Raw genomic sequence first — 20,317 nt, 5'->3', positions numbered from 1 at the left:
GCGCCGGGCGTGCTCAGACCGGCCGTCGTACGTACGCCGTCCAGGTCACGCCCGCGCAGACCACGTACGCGGCGACGAACGCGATGTACGCCCCGTCGCCGTTCCCGACCGCGAGGAACGACTCGCGGAAGGCGATGTTGACCAGCACCCCGCCGAAGGCCCCGACCGCACCCGCGAAGCCGATCAGCGCCGAGGCGCGGGCCTCGCCGTCGGGGGTGGTGCGGCACAGGGTCGGGATCATCTTGTAGGTCGAGCCGTTGCCCAGCCCGCTGAGGACGAACAGGGCGGTGAACGCCGTCACGAACAGGGGGAGGGAGTGGGCGCGGGAGGCGGCCAGGGCCAGCAGCGCGCCGCCCGCCATCGCGGCGAAGACCGCCAGGCTCACCCGTGCCCCGCCGAACCGGTCGGCGAGCCGTCCGCCCACCGGGCGCACGAGCGAGCCGAGCAGCGGACCCAGGAAGGTCAGGTACGCGGCGCTGACCGGAGTGGCGAACTCGTCCGCGAACTGCACCTGGAGCACCTGCCCGAAGGCGAACGAGAACCCGATGAACGAGCCGAACGTCCCCACGTACAGCAGCGAGATCAGCCAGGTGTGCCGCCACCTGATCAGCACGCTCAACTGACCCGGCGGCCGGGGCACGCACAGGTCGTCCATCCGCAGGAAGGCGCACACGGCGGCGGCGACGATGAGCGGTACATAGAGCAACACCAGTAGCCGGGGGTGCCCGGCGCCCACCGTGGCGAGGACCGCGAGGCCCGCCAACTGCACCGCCGGGACACCGAGGTTGCCGCCGCCGGCGTTGACGCCGAGGGCCCAGCCCTTGAGGGGCTGCGGATAGTACGCGTTGATGTTCGCCATCGAGGAGGCGAAGTTGCCGCCGCCGACCCCGGCGAGGCAGGCGGTGAGCAGCAGGGTGCCGTACGAGGTGCCGGGCTCCAGGACGACGGCGGTCGCCACGGTGGGGACGAGCAGGAGCAGCGCGCTGACCACCGTCCAGGTGCGGCCGCCGAAGACGCCGACGGCGCGGGCGTACGGCACCCGCAGCAGCGCGCCGAGCGCGGTGGGCAGGGCCGTCAGCAGGAACTTGCCGGCCGGGTCGACCCCGTACTCCGGGCCCAGGAACAGCACGAGGACGGACCACAGGCTCCAGACGGAGAAGCCGACGTGCTCGGCGACGACGGACCACAGCAGGTTGCGGCGGGCGGTCCGGGCGCCGCCCGCCTGCCAGAAGGCGGGGTCCTCGGGGTGCCAGTCGGTAAGTTCGCGGCGGCGGCCGGGGAGCAGCCGGCGCAGGGCCGGGGCGGCTTCCTGGACGCCGGGAGAACCGGTTGGGTGGGTCACGGGCATGCGGGGCCGCCTTCCGGGGGAGTGGTGCGCACCGGCCACACGGGCAGCCGGGCGGGCGTGCCGTCGGGGGCGGTGGGCTCGTCGAGACAGGTGCCGGTGCTCAGGTCGAAGACCTGCTTGTACATGGGCGAGGCGACGACGCGCGTGTCACCCCGGCTGCCGAGCAGGCCGCGCGAGATGACCTGGGCGCCGCTGAACGGATCGCGGTTGCCGACGGCGTGCAGCCGGCCCGCCCGGTCACGGAAGAGGGCGACCTGCTCATCGCCGAGGAGGACGGCCACGCCCCGGCCGGGGACGAGGTCGGCGTACCGCAGGACGGGGACCCAGCGGGCGCCGTGCCGGACCTCGACCAGGATGTCCGTCATCGGCCGGCCTCCTGGGCGGAGACGAGGACCAGCTCCCGCAGCGGACGCCCGTCCTCGCCGGGCCGGGCCGGGCGCATCTGGTCGCGCTCGGGGACGAAGGTGACCGTGGGATCGGGCACGTCCGGGGCGTTGGCGAAGGAGGTGAAGCGGCGCAGCCGGTCGGGGTCGTCCAGGACGGCGGCCCACTCGTCCGCGTAGCCGGAGACGTGGCGGGCCATCTGGGCGTCCAGGTCGGCCGCGATGCCCAGCGAGTCGTCCAGCACGACGGCCCGCAGATGGTCCAGGCCGCCTTCGAGCCGCTCCAGCCAGGGCGCGGTGCGTTCCAGGCGGTCGGCGGTGCGGATGTAGAACATCAGGAACCGATCGATGGTGCGGATCAGGGTCGCCTTGTCCAGGTCGGTGGCGAGCAGGTCGGCGTGGCGCGGGGAGGTGCCGCCGTTGCCGCCGACGTAGAGGTTCCAGCCGGTGGAGGTGGCGATGATCCCGAAGTCCTTGGACTGGGCCTCCGCGCACTCGCGGGCGCACCCCGAGACGGCGGACTTCAGCTTGTGCGGGGCGCGCAACCCCCGGTAGCGCAGCTCCAGTTCGATGGCGAGCGAGGTGGAGTCCTGTACCCCGTACCGGCACCAGGTCTGCCCGACGCAGGACTTCACCGTGCGCAGCGACTTGCCGTAGGCGTGCCCCGACTCGAAGCCGGCGTCGACCAGGCGGCGCCAGACGGCGGGGAGTTGGTCGACGCGGGCCCCGAAGAGGTCGATGCGCTGACCACCGGTGATCTTGGTGTAGAGGCCGAAGTCGCGGGCCACCTCGCCGATGACGATGAGCTTCTCCGGGGTGATCTCGCCGCCGGGGACGCGTGGGACGACCGAATAGGAGCCGTTGCGCTGGAGGTTGGCGAGGTGGTGGTCGTTGGTGTCCTGGAGGGCGGCCTGCTCCCCGTCCAGGACGTGGCCGTTGCCCAGGCTCGCCAGGATCGAGGCGACGACGGGCTTGCAGACGTCGCAGCCGTCGCCGGTGCCGTGGCCGTCGATGAGCGTGGTGAAGTCGGTGATGCCCCGGACGCGGACGATCTCGTACAGCTCGGCACGGGTGTGGGCGAAGTGCTCGCACAGGTCGCGGGAGACCTCGGTGCCGGACGCGGCGAGTTCGTCCCGGACGACGGTGGTGAGGGTCTTGATGCAACTGCCGCAGCCGGTACCGGCCTTGGTGCACTTCTTGACCTCGGTGACGTCGGTGAGGCCCTGTTCCCGTACGGCGGCGCGGACGGCACCTCCGGTGACGTTGTGGCAGGAGCAGAGCACCGCGTCGTCGGGCAACTTCGGTGTGACGGCGTCGCCTTGAGTGGCGGGGAGGACCAACTGCTCCGGGGGTACGGTCAGTGGCTTTCCGGCGAGTGCGAGGGGGCGCAGTACGCCGTACGCCTCGGTGTCGCCCACCAGGACGCCGCCGAGGAGGGAGCCGTCGGCGCCGATGACGAGCTTCTTGTAGACGCCGGAGCGGCTGTCGGCGAAGGTGACGTCGAGCGCGCCCTCGGCGGTGCCGTGCGGATCGCCGAAGCTGGCCACGTCGACACCGAGGAGCTTGAGCTTGGTGGAGAGGTCGGCGCCTGTGAACTCGGCTTTCACCTGACACAGTTGGCGGGCCGCTGTCTCGGCCATCGCGTAGCCGGGAGCGACCAGGCCGTACACCCGGCCGTCCACCGCCTGGGCGCATTCGCCGATGGCCCACACGTGCGGGTCGGCGGTACGGCAGGTGGCGTCGACGGTGATGCCGCCGCGCTCGCCCACCGACAGACCGCAGTCGCGGGCCAGTTGGTCGCGGGCCCGGACTCCGGCCGAGAACACCACCAGATCGGCGGGGAGTTCGGTGCCGTCCGACAGCCGCGCCGCGCGGACACGTCCGTCGGGGCCTGCCGCTACGGCGGAGGTGCCCGCGCCGGTGTGCACACGTACGCCCAACTCCTCGATCTTGCGGCGCAGTACCGCCCCACCCCCCTCATCGACCTGGAGGGCCATCAGTCGCGGGGCGAACTCCACCACGTGCGTGTCCAGTCCGAGGGCGCGCAGGGCGCCGGCCGCTTCCAGACCGAGCAGTCCGCCGCCGACGACGATCCCGGTACGGGCCCGTGCCGCGTCGTCGCGGATGGCGCGGACGTCTTCGAGCGTGCGGTACACATGGCAGCCGGGGGTGTCGTGGCCGGGCACGGGCGGCACGAAGGGGTACGAGCCGGTGGCCAGGACCAGCGCGTCGTAGCGCAGGACGCGGCCGGAGGCACTGGTGACGGTGCGGGCGGCGCGGTCGACGGCCGTCGCGGGGTCGCCGAGGTGGAGGGTGATGCCGTGCTGTGCCATGAACTCGGCGGAGACCAAGCTGAGTTCTTCGGCCGTGGTGCCCGCAAACCAGCTCGTCAGGTGGACGCGGTCGTAGGCGGGCCGGGGCTCCTCGGCGAGGACGGTGACATGCCAGGCGTCGGCGCCGGGCTGCTCGTACAGCGCCTCCAGGAAGCGCTGGCCGGCCATGCCGTGGCCGACGAGCACCAGCTCCTTCGGGGGCCGGGTGGTGGGGGCGGTCATGGGCGGGACTCCTCGGTCGCTCGGTGGGACAGCGGGGCGGTGAGCAGGGACAACGGGTCGGGCCCGACGGGCCGGCCGGTGAGATGGGCGCGGGTGAGGGTGCCGGCGGTGGCGAGGTCGCCGACGAGGATCGCGCCGACGATCCGGTCCCCGCGCAGCACGAGCTTCTTGTAGGCCCCCCGGGTGGCGTCCCCGATGCGCAGCACGTCGGCGCCCTCCTCGGCGGCGTCGTCGCACGCCCCGAACGCGGCGTACTCCACGGGGCCCGCGGTGAGCCGGGTCATCGGCCGGGAGCCGGTGTAGCGCGCCTCGGGGTCGGCGCCGGAGAGGCGGGCGGCGAGCACGTCGGCCTGCTCCCAGGCGGTCGTGGCCAGGGCGTACGGCGCGGCGCGGTGCTCGGCGCAGTCCCCGATGGCGTAGGTGTGCGGGGCACAGGCGAGGGTGTCGTCGACCAGGATGCCGTTGCGTACGGGCAGGCCGGCGGCGCGCGCAAGGGCGGTACGGGGGCGGACTCCGCAGGCGTGAACCACGAGGTCGGTGCTCGTCGGCGTGAGGCTGTCGTCCGGGGTCGAGGCGAGGTGAACTGTGACGCCCATGAGGGCCAGCGTGGTGTGCACGGTGTTGCCGGCCTGCCTGTCGAGGTGGCGGTCGATCAGGTGGGGGCCCTTGTGAACGAGGTTCACAGGCAAACCTCGGGCGGCGAGGGCGTGGGCTGTGCCGACGCCCAGCACGCCACCGCCGATCACCACCGCGCGGTCGGCGGTGTCGGCGTGCCGGGAGATACGGGCGACGTCGGCGAGCGAGCGCAGCGCATGCGCACCCTCCGTGAACGGACGTACGGGCTCGGCACCCGTCGCCAGGACCAGCTCGTCGTACGTCTCCCGGCTCCCGTCGGCGAGCGTGAGCGCCCGGCCCCGGACGTCGACGGCCACCACCTCGGTCCCGGTGCGCACCCGGGCGTCCCCGGTCGGCAGAGCCGGCGCTTCCGTCCGATACCGCCCGGCCAGGACATCGGCCAAGAGCGCCCGGTTGTACGGCGGTTCCGGCTCGGCCCCGTACAGAACCGTCTCCGTAGGCCCGGCGTGAGCCGCAAGCTGTTGCGCCAGACGCGCGGCGGCCATCCCCGCCCCGACCACGGCGATACGGCGGGCCTTCACGCGCCGACCGCCACCGGCACGGCGGGCACGCGGACCCGGGGGAGTACCGCCTTCTCCACCCGCACCGCGCACACCTTGAACTCCGGCATCCGGGACACCGGATCGAGCGCCGGGTTGGTGAGCAGGTTCGCGCGTCCCGCACCGGGCCAGTGGAACGGCATGAACACCGTGTCCGCCCGGATGGCGGCGGTGAGACGGGCCGGGGCGGTGACGGTGCCCCGGCGGCTGGTGACGGTGACCAACTCCCCCTCCCGCACGCCGAGTCCGGCGGCCAGATCGGGATGCAGCTCCACATAGGGACCGGGCGCGGCGGCGGCCAGCTCCGGCACCCGGCGGGTCTGCGCGCCGCTCTGGTAGTGGCTGACGGTCCGCCCCGTGGTCAGGTACAGCGGATACGCCTCGTCGGGCTCCTCGGCGGCGGGCCGGTGCGAGGGCGCGGTGAAGCGGGCGCGGCCGTCGGGGTGGGCGAAACGGTCGAGGAAGAGGCGCGGGGTGCCGGGGTGTTCGGGGGAGGGGCAGGGCCAGAAGACGCCGTCCTCGGCGGCGATACGGTCGTAGGAGATGCCGGAGTAGTCGGCGGGAGCCCCGGCGGTGGCCCGGCGCAGCTCGGCGAAGACCTCCTCGGGGACTGACGAGAACCCTGTTGCGTGGCCCAGGCGTTGAGCCAGCTCGTGCAGTACGGCGAGGTCGCTGCGAACGCCCGCCGGCGGAGTGACGGCGGCGCGGCGGAGCAGGACGCGGCCCTCCAGGTTGGTGAGGGTGCCGGTCTCCTCGGCCCACTGGGTCACCGGCAGGACGACGTCGGCCAGCAGGGCCGTCTCGGAGAGCACCACGTCGCACACCGCGAGGTGGTCCAGCGCGGTCAGCCGCCGGGTGATGCGGGCGGCGTCCGGCGCGGAGACGACCGGGTTGGACCCCATCACCAGCAGCGTCCGCACCCCGCCGGGCCGGCCGAGGGAGTCCAGCAGCTCGTACGCCGACGAGCCGGAGTGCGGCAGGGCGCCGGGGTCCACGCCCCAGAGGGCGGCGATGTGCGCCCGTGCCCCGGGGTCCTCCAGCGAGCGGTAGCCGGGGAGTTGGTCCGCCTTCTGCCCGTGCTCGCGGCCACCCTGGCCGTTGCCCTGCCCGGTGAGGCAGCCGTATCCGCTCAGCGGGCGCCCGGCCCGGCCGGTGGCCAGGCACAGGTCGATCCAGGCGCCGACGGTCGCGGTGCCCTTGCTCTGCTGCTCGGGCCCGCGCGCGGTGAGCACCATGGCGTGCGGGGTGCGGGTGAACAGAGCGACAGCTTCACGGAGTTGGGGTACGGGGACACCGGTCAACGCCTCCACCCGCTCCGGCCAGTGGGCCATCGCGGCGGCGCGGGCGTCGGCCCAGCCCGTCGTACGGGCCGCGATGAACTCCTCGTCCACGTGCCCCTCGGCGACGGCGAGATGGAGCAGCCCGAGCGCCAGGGCCAGGTCGGTGCCGGGGAGCGGCTGGAGGTGGAGGTCGGCCAGTTCGGCGGTCCGGGTCCGGCGCGGGTCGACGACGACCAATGTTCCGCCGTTCTCCCGCAGTTCGCGCAGATAGCGCACCGCGGGCGGCATCGTCTCGGCCGGGTTGGCGCCGACCAGGATCACGCACCCGGTGCGGGCCACGTCCGCGAGCGGGAAGGGCAGCCCCCGGTCCAGGCCGAAGGCGGCGCGGGAGGCGGCGGCAGCGGAGGACATGCAGAAGCGGCCGTTGTAGTCGATCGAGCGGGTGCGCAGCGCGACACGGGCGAACTTGCCGAGCAGGTACGCCTTTTCGTTGGTCAGGCCGCCACCGCCGAACACCCCCACCGCGTCCGGCCCTTGAGCCGCCGCCGTGGCTTTCATCGCCCCGGCGACCCGGTCCAGCGCCTCCTCCCACGACGCCTCGCGCAGTCCGTCCGCGTCCCGCACCAGAGGCGCGGTCAGCCGTACGCCGGGCGCCAGCAGCGCGGCGGCGGTCTGCCCCTTCCCGCACAACGCACCCCGGTTCACCGGGAATGCGTCGCGCCCGGTGACCTCGGGCACCCCTCCGGCGGGGTTCGGGCTGAGGCGCATGCCGCACTGGAGGGCGCAGTAGGGGCAGTGGGTGTCGGTCATGGCGACGAGCCTGGCCCGCCGCCGTTTCCGCCGAGGCTCGCCCGCGTTGCCCGTACGGTACGGGACGCGCACAGGCCCGGCGGAGGGGTGTGCGGGAGAGGACATCTTCCGTAACACGGACGCCCGTTGCGGTAACCGGGACGTGATCGCCGGGCAACAGCCGCGACATGGCGCCCCCGCAGCCTCGGGGCATGAAGGCCGGTACCAGGGAGACGGCCGCCGAACTCACCGGATTCACGGTGGGCGTCACGGCGGCACGCAGGCGTGAGGAGCTGACGGCGCTGTTGCGCCGGCGCGGGGCGCGGGTGATGGAGGCGCCCGCGCTGCGCATCGTGCCGCTGGAGGACGACGCGGCACTGCGGGCGGCCACCGAGCGGTGCCTCGCCGCCCCGCTGGACTACGTGGTGGCGACCACCGGCGTCGGCTGGCGCGGCTGGATGAGCGCCGCCGAGGGCTGGGGCTACGGCGCCGCCCTCACCGCCGCCTGCCGCGACGCCGAGGTGCTCTCACGGGGCCCGAAGGCGACGGGCGCGGTACGGGCCTGCGGCACGACCGAGACGTACTCGCCCGCCTCGGAGGCGGTGGACGAGCTGCGCACCTGGCTGCTCGCCCGGGATCTGCGGGGGCGGCGGGTAGCGGTGCAGGAGCACGGGGCGCCGTTGCCGGGGCTGGCCTCGGCGCTGCGGGAACGGGGCGCGGAGGTGGTGGAGGTCCCGGTGTACCGCTGGGCGCCGCCCCTGGACCCCGAGCCGGTGCGCCGGCTGGCCGAGGCCACGGCACGCGGCGACGTGCACGCCCTGCTGTTCACCTCCGCACCGGCCATCACCTCCTTCCTGGAGCACGCCGAGGCTGCGGGCAAGTACGAGACGGTCCTCGAACGGCTGCGTACGGACGTCCTCCCGCTGTGCGTCGGCGCGGTGTGCGCCCGCCCGCTGCTGGAGGTGGGCGCCGGGCCGGTATGGCCCGAGCGAGGGAGACTGGGAGCGATGGTCCACCTGCTCACCGCCACGCTCCCCGACCGCGACCGCCACCTCGTCCCGGCCGGCGACCGCACCCTGGTCCTCCAGGGCAACGCGCTGCTCCTCGGCGACGACGCCCCGGCCGAAGCGGTATGGCTGACGCCCGGCTCGGCCCGCGTACTCCGGGCCCTCGCCGAACGCCCCGGCTGGGTGGTCGGCCGCCCCGAACTGCTGCGCCGGGTCTGGCCGGGCCGGGGCGCGGACGAGCACGCGGTGGAGGCGGCGGTGACGCGTCTACGGGCGGCCCTCGGCCCCTACGCGAGCCTAATCCGTACGGTCCCCAAGCGCGGCTACCGCCTGGCGACAGAGCCCGACGGAGGCCCCCGATGACCGCCACCCTGCTGGCCGTCGCCCACGGCACCCGCGACCCCGAGGGCGTCCGCACGGTCCTCGCCCTGCTGGCCGAGGTCCGCCGCCTCCGCCCCGGCCTGCGGATCGAGCCGGCCTGGCTGGGCCTCGTGCAACCCTCCGTACCCGATGCGCTGTCCGCGCTCCCCGGCCCGGTGATCGCCGTCCCCCTCCTCCTGGCCAGCGGCTACCACGTACGCGCCGACATCCCGGCCCTCCTCGCCGACGCGGACCCCGGCAAGGTACGGGTCACCCCGGCCCTGGGCCCGTCCCCTCTCCTGGCGCAAGCCCTGGCCGCCCGCCTGACCGAAGCGGGCCGCCCACCGAACGCCACCCCCATCGTCCTGGCCGCCACCGGCTCCTCCGACCCCCGAGCCAGAGCGGACACGACGGAATCCGCCCGCCTCCTGTCCCGCCACCTGCACGCCCCGGTCTCCGTCGCCTACGCCTCCGGCGAGGGCCCGACCCCCACCGAAGCCCTCTCCGCCTGGCACAACTCCGGCCACCCCGAAGTCTCCCTGGCCACCCACCTCCTGGCCCCCGGCCACTTCGCCCACACCCTGACCCAGACCGACGCCCGCTGGACGTCAGCCCCTCTCGGCACGCACCCGTCGGTGGCGGAACTGGTGCTGCGGCGGTACGACGAAGCACACCGGCCGGCGGATCAGCGGCCGGTTCCGGGGGCGCACAGAGGCCGACCGCGTACCGAAGCCGGTGCGGCCGGCCACACGTCGGCGACGTAGCCGGGGACGCTCCTGCCCAGCAGCGCACACGCCCGGGCCAGGACGGCCGCTTCGCCGAGAGGGAAGGCGATGGCGGAAGAGGTGTCCTCGAAGGTGCGGATGGACGAGCCGTCGTAGTTCAGCGCGCTGGGCACCATTCCCCGCTCCCGCATGTCGATGATCTGCTCACCGGACCGGCTGTCGTAGACGGTGATGTGTTCGGGCACCGTGACCACGATCTTGTCTCCGTACGGCCGCACGATGCCGATGGTGTCCGCCTTCCCGGCGAGCGGAAGTTCGGACCAGCCGCCGCCGCGCGGCCGGTAGACCGACAGCGCGCCGGTGACGGCGCCGCCGACCACACCGCCGTCTCCCAGTGCCTTCGCCTGGAAGAAGACGCCCGAGGCCAGCAGTACGCGGTCGGCCCACCGGTACCGTCCCGCGCGGTAGGGAAGGGCGTACAAGGACTGGTCGGTGGCGACGAAGAGGCTTTTGCGACCCGGTGCCGGGCTGACGGCCATGACCTGCTCCGTGCCGGGCAGGGTGATGGAGTACCGCCGTGTGGGCTGTGCGGGCTTTGCCACCGAATAGACGCGGATCTCGCGGGACCACGCCGCGTAGAGCTCCTGATGAGCGTCGTCGAACGCGGTGACCCTGGCTTTCTGGCCGGGCGGTCCGGTCAGCTCGGTGGCCGCGCCGAAGGAGAAGGTGGCGGGTCGGACCTCGCGCACCCGTACCCGGCCGTCGGTGCTCGCCACCGCGACCAGCCGCGACCGGGGGCTGAAGGCGGACGGCTGCTTTCCCGTCACGGGACCCATGTCCACCAGCCGCTTCGCACCCTTGCGCGTCCGCGGGTCGTACAGCCCCATACGGGCGTGCCCGTAGACACCGGTGACGTAGAGCAGTACCGGTGTGCGCGGAATGCTCTCGACGAGTTGGGCGCCAAGTACGTACAGGTATCGGGTGTCCGGGTCCGCGAGGCTGTAGAGGACCAGGCCGCCACTGCTGGACGGCGTCACCAGATGGCGTCCGTCGCCGCTCACCGCGACCTCGGAACGTCCGCCGTTGGTGGCCGCCAGGTAGTCCGGGGCGACGGAGCGCTTACCGTCCTCGGAGCCCAGGCTCTTCGGGTCCGCGGAGTAGACGCCGATCAAGTTGGTCGCGGCCAGGTAGAGGGAGGAGCGGGACGAGCTGTAGGCGATCATCGCCTGGTACGGCAGATCCACGGGTGTGCGTACCGCCTTGGCCGTACCCGGGGCCAGGGCGAGGAGCCGGCCGCCGGATATGGCGTAGAAGCACTTGCAGGGCGCGGCGTACAGCAGGTTCCGGGCGGGGGCGGCCAGGCCCGTGGCGGACCGCTCGGGGCGGCCCGCGGACTGCCACTCCCACATGCGTACCGCCTTCGCGGTGCCGATCGCCAGGACGCTGCCCGAGGAGGTGAACGCGAGACCCGTCGGCGCGCCTTCGGAGAGGGAGGTGCGGCGGCCGGACTCCGTGGAGCCGGTGTCCTGTACTTCCACGGTCCCGTCGCGGCCGCCGATCGCCAGGTGGGCGCCGTCGGAGCTGTAGGCGACCGCGCTCGCCGCGGATTCGCTGCGCCAGCGCGGAGCGGCGTTCCGCGCGGGGTCCCACTGCGCGACTCCGTGATCCGTGGCCACGGCGAGGGCGCCGCCGTTCGACGGGAAACCGAGCGCGTCGGCATCACGGAGCCCGGCCGGGACCGCTACCGGCGACGCGTCGCGGGTGTCCCACACGCGCAGGCGCCGCTCGGAGTCGATCCCCGCGACGTAGCGGCCCTCGTGGTCGAGGGCGAGGGCGTGCAGTCCCCGGACGGTGGTCCGGACGACCTTGGAGATGGACGTCTCACGATTGGCCGCGGACAGCAGGGCATTGCGACTCGCGGCCGCGTCCGGTGCCAGCGCATGAGCGGTCAGCGCGTTCACGAGGGCCTGGTCCGGGGGCCGGGTCTCCCGCTGGAGCGCGCGGTCGGCGAGTTCCTCCGCCTTGGTGGCGATGCGGTCGCGTTCCGCACGCGCGCGGCTCTCGGTCCCGAACCAGTAGCCGCCCAGGGTGAGGAACACCGTGGCCGCGCAGACGACGGCGACGAACCGGCGCGGCAGCCGGCGTGAGCGGCGCAACGCCTGTGTCACGTCGCCGGCTTCGCGAATCTGCCGGCGCTGCCCCGCGGCCACCGGCGGGGAGTCCGCCCCGTCGCCGGGCGCGAACACCAGCACATGCCCGGTGGCGAGCGCGTCCCTGACGGCATCGGGCGGAGCGGGTACGGCGTGCAGGTGAGCGGGGGGCCGGACGGCCGCGTGGACGACGACTCGTGGGTCCGCGTCGTGGGGATGCTCGCCCGCGCGGGTCAGCAGGCTGCCGCGCCGGCGGTCGAGCGCGCGGGCCAGAGCCACCACGGCCGCCCCGCCGACCTCCGTCCCGTCGGGGATCGCGGCCGCGACACCGTCCGGGCCGCCGAGCCGCCAGCGCATGCCGTGCCCCCGGGTGAAGTTCTCCTGGGCCCTGGCCCAGGAGAAGGCCGCGGCCAGCGACGGTTCCAGGGCGTCCAGACCGGCACTGAACAGCATGGTGTCCGGGTCCGGGAGTACGGCTTCTGCCGCGTCTCGCACCAGGTCGACGGTCAGGACGGCCACGCCGTCCGGAGTGACACCGGCGGCCAGCACCTTGGCCGCGACGGACCTGTGCCGTCTGCGTGGTCCTTCCCAGCAGCGCTCCACCAGGTCCTCGGCCTGTGTCCAGGGCAGTCCGGGGTGTGTCTCGCGGAATGCGTCCCCCTCCACCCCGGCGAGCTGAGCGGGCTCGGCGCTGTCACCGGGGACCGGGCAGCGCGCCGCCTCCCACCACACGGCGGCCGCCGCGATGTCGGCGCCGGCTCCGCCGTCGTCCCCGGCCGGGATCTCCCGCAGCCGTGCCGCCGCCCGCGCCGCGTGCCAGATCGCCCGTGCCACATGGTGGGCACGCGGGGGGCCCTTGTCGCTCAGCAGACGCAGCGCCGTCGCGACCGGGCCGTCCTCGGGCGGTCCGGTGAGCGGTGAGCCGTTCAGGAGCGGACTGCCGGACCGCGCGGCCGCGGCGCAGCCACGCAGCCATGCCCCGCCCCGGCAGAGCCGGTCCGCGATCGCCGCGCCCGGCAGTGCCGTGGCCGAGAGCGTGGTGCGCTCCGTGGCGCAGGCCCGCAGCAGAGCCGTCCACTCCACGAGGTCGTCTCGTGGTGCCTCGTTTCCCGTCATCGGCATGCCTCCGAGAGCGCGTCCGCCCCGGTGCGGGCGTCGGTGAGGGCGCACAGGCGCCGGACCAGTCCCTCGCTGTCGAGGGCCAGAGCGGTCAGGCGGCCGGTGGTGCTGCCCAGGACCGCCCACGCGCCGTCCGGAGTGAAGCCGCCCGCCGTCCACGCGCCGCCGTAGGGGCTGTCGTCGTGCTCCGCGTCCTCCGGGCTGGTTGCCCTGAACAGCTCGGTACCGTCCGGGACTTGCTGCAGCAGCGCGGTGTGGTCGGCACTCACGGTCAGGAGCGCGGACCTGTCCGGTGCCAGCGCGATGCCCAGGACGTTGGCCTCGTGCCGTTGGGGGAGTTGGGCACGCAGCCGGATCGTGGGGCCGTACCTGGCGATGCGTCCGTCGCCGAACCCGGCGAGGTAGCCGTCCTCGTACGGGACGGCCGCGCCGAGGTCGCCCAGCCCGTCGTCGGTGCCGGCGGCCGCGAAGTCGCGGGACGCGACGGTGCGCGCGGTGCGCGGGTCCAGCACTTCCGCACGCCCGAGCCGGTGTCCCACGAGCAGCCGGGTACCGTCCGGCCGCCAGGCGAGCGTGCCCACCGGGCCGGCGTCCTGGGTGGGCCGGGGCTCACGGGCGACCTTCGCCGTCCGGCGCGCCAGGTTCCACAGGTACACCTCACCGGACGAGTCGCCCGCGGCCAGCGTGCGCCCGTCGGGGGAGAAGGCGAGCCGGAACACGGGGCTGTCCGCCCGGCGCAGCGGCTCTCCTCTCGGCCGCATCGCCGGATAGTCGTAGAGCGTGACACGGCCGTCGGCGTCGCCCAGGGCGACGGTGCCGCTCCGCTCGTCCACCGCCAGGGCCAGGACAGTCTGCGACGCGGCCTTCAGAAGTACCGTGCGCTGCCCGTCGTGGGCTCGGTACCGGATCAGCCGGCCGTCGATGTGGAGCACCAGGACGCTGTCGGGGAACTCCGGGTCACCGACGACGGCTCCGACCTGGCTCTGCGCACCCGCTCGCACCGGCGGATCGTAGAGGAACACCCGGCTGCGGCCCTCGAACGGCGTCGAAGCCACGGCCGGCGCGCCGGTGACGGGATGGACGGCCAGGACCGCGGTGAGCGACTCGGTGGCCTTGCTGTAGGCGAGCCCGGAAGCCCGCCCGTCGCCGGTCAGGTCCAGCGAAGTCACGGTGGGGCCCGCGGAGTTGAGGTCGAGAGGGGCGCGGTACGGGGGCCAGTCGCGCGTCGCCACCAGGACGGTGTGCCCGTCGGTGCTCGCGGACACGGCATACACGTACCCGGAAACCTCCACGCTCTTCTTGAGCCGCAGGGTGCGCGTGTCGTAGACCTGAAGATCGATCCGGGACCCGCCGACCACCAGTGAGCGCCCGTTGTCGGTGACGGTCATGGCCGTGATGTCCTTGCGTAGCAGCCTCATCGCCTTCTTGGCGGTCAGCAGCGTCCGGGGCGTGGCCCCCGCCCGGTCGGCCGGATAGACCTGGAGAGCGGGATCGTTCCCCTTCGTCAGCCGCCCCACCGCGAGTCGGCCGCCGGGCAGGAAGGCCAGGGAGGTGACCAGGGCGTCCGCCTGGCGAATCCGCAGCGGGGACGGGGTCGCGGTCCCGGTGACTGCCTCCACGCCGTCGGCGGTGGCCCACGCCACCCGGTCACCGTCGCCCGTGGCCAGGGCCAGGACCGGTGGGCCCGCGCCGCGCAGTGACCGGAGGCCGATCTCGTCGCTCCGGCCGAGCCGCCCGTACAGGACCTCCCCCTGGTCGGTGCCCAGGACGAGAGCGCGGCCGTCGGCGGTGAAGCGCAGGGCGGTCACGGAACCCGCCCGGGTGCCGACGCGAGCGCGCACGCTGCGGCCCCCGGACCCGTACACGGTCACCGTCCTGCCCGACGACACCGCCAGCAGACGCCCGTCGGGGCTGTACTGAACGGCCTTCACCTGGTGTGCGGCGTCGATGACACCGGACAGCCGCAGGTCGCCGTAGGCCGCCGACAGCATCGCCGCGGTGGCCGTCGACGACCGGGGGTCCAGGACGTGGGCCCGCAGCGCCGCCGCGGCCGAACGGTCCGGAGCCGAGCCGTGGTACGCCCGCGCCTGCCCGCTCAGGCTCTCCACCCGTGCCTGCGTGCGCGCGGCGGCGCGATCGGCGGCATGCCGGGCGGCCCACGTCCCCGTCACCGTCGCGGCCATGAGGACGACAAAGGCCACCGGCACCACGAGGTGCCGGCGCAGCAGAGCGGCACCGACGGCCTCGGCCACGCTGGTGACGGCCACGGCTTCCGGCCGTCCGCCCGACTGGGCCGCCAGGGCCCGCTCGTGGTCGGCGCCCGCCACGAGCAGCCGGGCGTGGTCGGAGCCCGCCACCAGCGCGGCCTTCTGTCCGATCCCGGCCACCGGACCGAGCAGCCCGAAGGCGTCCACCTCGGCGCTGAGTACCGCACGCGGGTCCCGGGGACGGCTGCGGGCCAGAGGTGTCAGGCCGAACAGAAAGGCCAGCGCCACCGCGAAGGCGCCCCCGGCCGACGCCCCGTGGACCGGCGTCGTCGTCGGCGACCCGTCGGCCGTCTCCACCGTCCAGGTGATCCGGCCACGGGAGGGGAAGTCCGGTTGGCCCTCCGCCCAGCGCAGGGCCGTGGCCACCGCTCCCTCGAAGTCCCCGTCGACCGGCGGACCGGCGTCCAGCCGCTCCAGCACAGCCGGGCCGTCGGCTCTTCGGCGTCCGGGCTCGTAGCGCAGGCACAGGGTCAGTAGCTCGGGATGCCCGCTGACGGCGGCGACCGCGATCGGGACGCGCACGTCGCGCCGCCAGTGCCGGGGAAGGGTGGGAAGCCAGGCCCGGCATGACCGGACCACGATCTGGACGAGACGTCGTGAACGCGAGGAGGCCATGTGCGGACCCCTTTCCCCTGTCAGCTTTCCTCTGCCAGCGCGGACAGTGCCGCCTGGATGGCCGTGCGGGTCCACTGGTCGGCCGCCCGGGCGAGCGTTCGTGACAGGATCGCCGCACGGCCGCTCGGCGGCAGATCGCCGGCCGGTTCGGGCACCACGTACCAGTCGAGCGGCTCCGACCCCTTTCCCAGCAGCACCGTCGATTCCGTGCCGGGCCCGTTGCCGCCCGCCAGCGGCAGCGCGAAGAGGTGGTAGGGCCCGTCGTCCGCCGAGCGCTGCCCGACCAGCGCCCAGCCCGCGTCGGGGCCGGGCCCGCGCCGGCGCGCGGTCAGCCGCCAGCGGTCCAGGCCGGGTGCCGGTTCCAGCACGAATTCGAGCAACTCGGTGAGGACGCGGTGGTCCCGCTGCGGGCCGGAGGCCGCCGTATGCACCAGCAGCGGGGGCGGCACCACGACGGCATCCTCCGACTCCGCCGGCTCCGGGGTGACCAGCCTGGCGGTGGCGGCGGCGGGAAGGCTGAACGTCGCCGTCCCCGCGTCGGACAGACGGGCCACCTCCATCCGCCAGCCGTCGGCCCCCACCAGGACCAGCGGCAGAGCCCCCAGGTCGGACCCGGCCGCCTCGCTCCGGCTGTCGACCGACAAGACCTGTCCGCTGCCATCGGGAAGCGCGCTCCAGGTGAGGCTCAACAGCGGGAGGCTGACGGTCTGTTGCAGACCCGCCGTCACGGTTCCGAGCCGGTCCAGGGCCTTCGCGAACGTCCGTGCGAGCGGTGAGGCGTCGGGCGCGGAGCTCCTGTCCGCCCCGACGGCGACGCAGTCCTCCGCCGCCAAGGGAGTGCGCAGGCCGGTTCCTGTGTACGAGACCAACGGGCTCGCGGGATCGGCGGCGATCAGATAGGCGTTCACGGTGCGCGTCGCCGAGGCGAGCCGCGGGTCCCACTCGCCGCACGCGCGGTCTCTCCGGTCCAGTCGCTCCAGCACGGTACGCAGCAGCCGCAGTCCCGCGAGATAGACCGGAAGGCCCAGCGGCGCGTCCGTGGCGGCGCCGATCAGGCGGTCCCTGGTCTCCCGGGTCACGGGCTCCTCCGCCCGCTCGAGCCGGGACCAGGCCACCAGCAGCGACACGTCGGCCGAGGAGGGGAACGCCTCGGCCAGCAGCCGAATCCACCGCGGCGCGCGATCACGGTCCGGATGGTCCATCAGGTGGTAGGCCACCGCGCAGCCCGCGGCCGGGTCGCCTCGGCCGGCCCTGATCCTGGTGCCGACGGCGTGCTCCACGTGGTCGGTGATGACAGCGGCGGCGCCGAGGCGCCCTTGCGCCCGGTAGTCCAGCAGGGCGCGGGCATCGGGGTCCGCCGGCCGCACCTCGGTCTCAGCCTCGACGTCGTCGGACCGCACCGGCCCGATGACACGCCCGACGCAGTTGGCAGGCAGCGCCACGAAACGGGCCGGCCGGTCCTGACCCCGCGTCACACAGAGGTACGCGGCCGTGTCGTCGCCGTCCGCCGGACGACTGACCGTGTACTGGTCCGCCACCCCCATCGGTTTCAGCCACGTGCCGTCCGCGTCGCATACGAACACCCCGGTGCCCGTGATCTCCCGCGCCTTGCGCAACGCCTCGTCGGGCGGGAGAGGCGGCTGGCGTTCGGCCCCGCGCCGGAGCAGGCGCCGGAGAGGGGAGGCGTCCGACGCCTGTTTCACCCGGACCGCATGGCTCTTGACCGGGGTGGTGCGCGGATCGTGCAGGGTGAATTGAACTGTTGCGGCCGTGGGGCTGTCGGCCGGTACCGTCACGGCGGCGCTCGTCCGGTCGAGCGCCGGGGGTGTCAGCCGCACGAGGTAGGTGCCGGGCGGGAGTTCCGTCTCGAAGGGCCGGCCGGCCACCACGACCGCCGTGCGCACCTCACCCGACTCCGTGTCCAGGATCTCCGCCGCCACGGGTGTCCCCGGCGGCCCGCTGAGCAGCACGCGCGTCACGGTCACCGGGCACGCTCCACCGCGACGGTGTACTCGAGGTCCGGAGGGTGGAAGGCGTGTACCCCCGCCGGGAAGGGCGCCGCGTAGTGACCGGAAGGGAACTCCACGCCCACCGTGTACACACCGGCCGGAGCGACCGTCCGCCACACCGTGTCGTGCAGTTCGAGCACCGGCTTGCCTCCGGCGGCCGCGAGCGCGGACAAGGACACATCGGCCAGCGGGGCGGCGGCGTCGGGATCGCACCGGACCCCCAACGGCACCTGCGGCGGCCCCTGGAGGACATGCAGGACGGAGTTGCCGTGCACGTTCATGCCCGGCACCTGTGTCGGCGGCGCGGTGCGGGTCAGGGCGTACACGGCCTCGTAGAGGGCCAGGCTGGTCACCCGCCACCGGCCGGCGAGCAGGGAGGCGGCGCGTCCCGTCAGCGCGTCGAGAAGGGCCCGGGTGTAGTCGCTCACCTGGTGCCGGTCCGCGTACGCGCTGCCGCCGGACAGGGCCGCCGGGACGACGGTGAGATCACTCCGCCGCTCGGGACCGTCCTGGATGTCCAGCAGCGGCAGGGTGTGCGTGTCCCGCAGGCGGTCCAGCCGGGCCGTACGTTCCCGGCAGGCGTCGAGGAAGAAGTACTGGTGTCCCGCGCGGCAGGACCGCATCCCCTGGACGAGGCCGTGGAGGTCGACGGCGGCGTCCAGGATGCGGTTCCGGCTGCGGGCGAAGTCCTCCAGCAGCAGCAGTGGACTGCCGTTGTCGAGACCGTGCCCGCTGAAGTAGAAGAGCGCGACGTTGTCCGGGTGACTGTCGCAGCGGCTCCACCACCGGTCGACCGCCCGCTGTACGGCGTCCGCCGAGGGCACCTCGACCTCCCGTATGTGCCCGTCGGGCCCCCGCGCCTCGCCCGGGGAGAGGAGCACGTCCACGCTGCCCGGCTCGGCGACGGGATGGCGCAGGTCGTGCACGACCCAGTCGGCGAAGGCGAGTGCGGACAGGGGCGGGGAGGTGAGCTGCCGGGTGACCATGGTGTCGTACCGGACGGGATCGGCGCCCCCGCGCAGGTGGCGGTACGCCCCCACCCCGATGACCAGCGCGTGCACCTGGGGGCCCTCGCCGGGGGCGGCGTCCAGGAGGTAGGTCACCGACAGCCGTCCCCGCCGGCGCCGTCCGGCAGACCGGACCGCAGGGGCCCGAGGCGCTCGCCGAGGCGCGCGTAGAAGCTCGGCGTCAGGAAGTAGGCGCTGTGGGCACGCAGCCGGCCGGACCGGAAGCTGTAGTCCTCCGCGCCCTCGAAGACGGGTCCGGCACGGAATGACAGCAGGTCGTTCATGTCGTAGACGTTCAGCCACCTGCCGACACCGGCCGGCATCGGCAGCTTGAGGCCCGCTGTGCCCGGTACGTCCGGGGGGTGCGGCGAGAACAGGCTCAGCTCTTCGAAGAAGGCGACCTGCGAGCCCGCGGTCACCAGGAGGTCGACCGTCAGGCCCTCGTCCGCCAGCGGGCCGGAGAGCAGGTCGTACACGATGTTCCCGCCCATGCTGTGGGCCACCAGCACGAAGGGATCTCGCGGACCGCGCCGGGTATTCGCCTCGCGCAGGACGTCTGCGATCTTCCCGCCGATGCCGCCGCCCGCCCCGGTGGCCGGACGTCGTCGGTAGTAGGTCAGGACATCGCCGAGGAACTCGGTGACGCGCGGGGCCAGTTCCGCTCGCAACCGGTCGGCCACCGGCGCCGTCGCGCGGTCCGCCACTGCCTCCCGGACCTTCACGACGCCCTCGTGCAACGCGGTGCGAACGGGGCCGATGCCGAAGCTCTCGCGACCCGCCTGCGTCTCCTCGGCGTGGTCCTCGATCTCCTGGCACAGCCGGACCGTGAACTCCTCGTCGTCGGCGACCTCCGCCAGCCATGCGGGGGCCGACTCCATCAGGGCCGTCGCCGTCGCCGACGCGGACGCCAGCTCCCGCGCGCTGTCCGGTGACGCCAGGAAGGCGGACGCCCACAACAGGTCCAGGGCGTCGCTCATCGACGTCCGTGCCGTGGTGAGCAGCCGCTCGTCCGCCCGTGCGCCGTCGGGTACGACCTGCGAGACGATGTCCAGGAGCGGCGCGTCGGCGTCCCCCTCCCCGAAACGCTCGGCGACGTGACCGCTGTTCGGGACGCTGGCTCCGCCCCAGGCCAGCGACGCGCCGTCCCGTCCCCAATAGGGCTGAAGAACCTCGGCCGGCTTACCGTCCGAGCGGGACCAGCCCGCCGTCACATACTGCTCGAACAACGCCCGCCGGGCCGCTGTCTCTTCCACATACGGGCCATCGATCCGATTGGCCACTCCATGGACGAACACCAACGGCATATCTGTCCCCCTCGGCCCCCGCCCGGGCACCGCAACCCGGAGAAGCCACCGTACAGACGCAGCCCCACTATGTGATGAGTTTTCGGATTGGCTTGATATAAATCCATGATGGTTCGTCAGGTGGGCGGTGGTATCTCAAGCCGCCATCAACCCCATCTCCGCACAAGCCATCAGCTCACCGGTGAGGCTGTACGCGCTGGGGCCCTCCAAGTGGACCTCCGCCA

The 20,317-nt window shown here is 73.8% G+C and carries 12 protein-coding genes; 2 read left to right on the top strand and 10 right to left on the bottom strand.

Translation table 11 applies throughout. The features are described 5' to 3' along the window. Positions 1–13 precede the first annotated feature (13 nt). The 5 genes from E5083_RS08010 to E5083_RS07990 are packed head-to-tail and all read right to left on the bottom strand — an operon-like array spanning position 14 to position 7,551. Positions 14–1,348: a nitrate/nitrite transporter gene (locus tag E5083_RS08010; protein ID WP_135784888.1), complete on the bottom strand. Its 1,335-nt coding sequence runs from the start codon at positions 1,346–1,348 to the stop codon at positions 14–16. After that, complete coding sequence (nirD, locus tag E5083_RS08005) at positions 1,339–1,713, bottom strand: nitrite reductase small subunit NirD (RefSeq protein WP_135784887.1); 375 nt, start codon at positions 1,711–1,713, stop codon at positions 1,339–1,341. Before nirD ends, E5083_RS08010 begins: the two co-directional genes overlap by 10 nt. Continuing rightward, on the bottom strand, positions 1,710–4,286 hold the full coding sequence (gene nirB / locus E5083_RS08000) for a nitrite reductase large subunit NirB (protein WP_135784886.1): 2,577 nt from the start codon (positions 4,284–4,286) through the stop codon (positions 1,710–1,712). The genes nirD and nirB overlap by 4 nt, the downstream gene beginning before the upstream one ends. Further along, entirely contained in the window at positions 4,283–5,407 is a 1,125-nt protein-coding gene (locus E5083_RS07995; protein ID WP_244317462.1) for an NAD(P)/FAD-dependent oxidoreductase, read from the bottom strand. The genes nirB and E5083_RS07995 overlap by 4 nt, the downstream gene beginning before the upstream one ends. A 32-nt stretch (positions 5,408–5,439) precedes the next feature. Continuing rightward, a complete protein-coding gene (locus E5083_RS07990) occupies positions 5,440–7,551 on the bottom strand; it encodes a molybdopterin oxidoreductase family protein (RefSeq protein WP_135784884.1) in 2,112 nt (703 codons plus the stop codon). A gap of 191 nt (positions 7,552–7,742) precedes the next feature. On the opposite strand from E5083_RS07990, the gene E5083_RS07985 reads away from it, so the two are divergent. Both E5083_RS07985 and E5083_RS07980 read left to right on the top strand, forming a co-directional pair. After that, on the top strand, positions 7,743–8,900 hold the full coding sequence (locus E5083_RS07985; RefSeq protein ID WP_135784883.1) for a uroporphyrinogen-III synthase: 1,158 nt from the start codon (positions 7,743–7,745) through the stop codon (positions 8,898–8,900). Further along, a complete protein-coding gene (locus E5083_RS07980; protein ID WP_135784882.1) occupies positions 8,897–9,661 on the top strand; it encodes a sirohydrochlorin chelatase in 765 nt (254 codons plus the stop codon). Before E5083_RS07985 ends, E5083_RS07980 begins: the two co-directional genes overlap by 4 nt. On the opposite strand, the gene E5083_RS07975 is transcribed toward E5083_RS07980, so the two are convergent. Genes E5083_RS07975 through E5083_RS31140 form a run of 5 tightly spaced genes read right to left on the bottom strand, consistent with a single transcriptional unit; the run spans position 9,583 to position 20,042 of the window. Beyond that, positions 9,583–12,888 carry a WD40 repeat domain-containing protein gene (locus tag E5083_RS07975; RefSeq protein WP_135784881.1) on the bottom strand — a complete coding sequence of 1,102 codons (3,306 nt, stop codon included), beginning with the start codon at positions 12,886–12,888 and terminating at the stop codon, positions 9,583–9,585. The genes E5083_RS07980 and E5083_RS07975 overlap by 79 nt on opposite strands. Beyond that, on the bottom strand, positions 12,885–15,773 hold the full coding sequence (locus E5083_RS07970) for a WD40 repeat domain-containing protein (protein ID WP_135784880.1): 2,889 nt from the start codon (positions 15,771–15,773) through the stop codon (positions 12,885–12,887). The genes E5083_RS07975 and E5083_RS07970 overlap by 4 nt, the downstream gene beginning before the upstream one ends. Positions 15,774–15,793: 20 nt before the next feature. After that, complete coding sequence (locus E5083_RS07965; RefSeq protein ID WP_135784879.1) at positions 15,794–17,758, bottom strand: hypothetical protein; 1,965 nt, start codon at positions 17,756–17,758, stop codon at positions 15,794–15,796. Continuing rightward, complete coding sequence (locus E5083_RS31145) at positions 17,755–18,885, bottom strand: caspase family protein (protein WP_167513490.1); 1,131 nt, start codon at positions 18,883–18,885, stop codon at positions 17,755–17,757. Before E5083_RS31145 ends, E5083_RS07965 begins: the two co-directional genes overlap by 4 nt. After that, on the bottom strand, positions 18,882–20,042 hold the full coding sequence (locus tag E5083_RS31140; RefSeq protein WP_167513489.1) for a hypothetical protein: 1,161 nt from the start codon (positions 20,040–20,042) through the stop codon (positions 18,882–18,884). The genes E5083_RS31145 and E5083_RS31140 overlap by 4 nt, the downstream gene beginning before the upstream one ends. Between the last annotated feature and the right edge of the window lie 275 nt (positions 20,043–20,317).

This window comes from Streptomyces bauhiniae (genome assembly GCF_004784475.1).
Lineage (GTDB): Bacteria > Actinomycetota > Actinomycetes > Streptomycetales > Streptomycetaceae > Streptomyces > Streptomyces seoulensis.
This window is presented reverse-complemented; position numbering and strand designations above follow the sequence as displayed.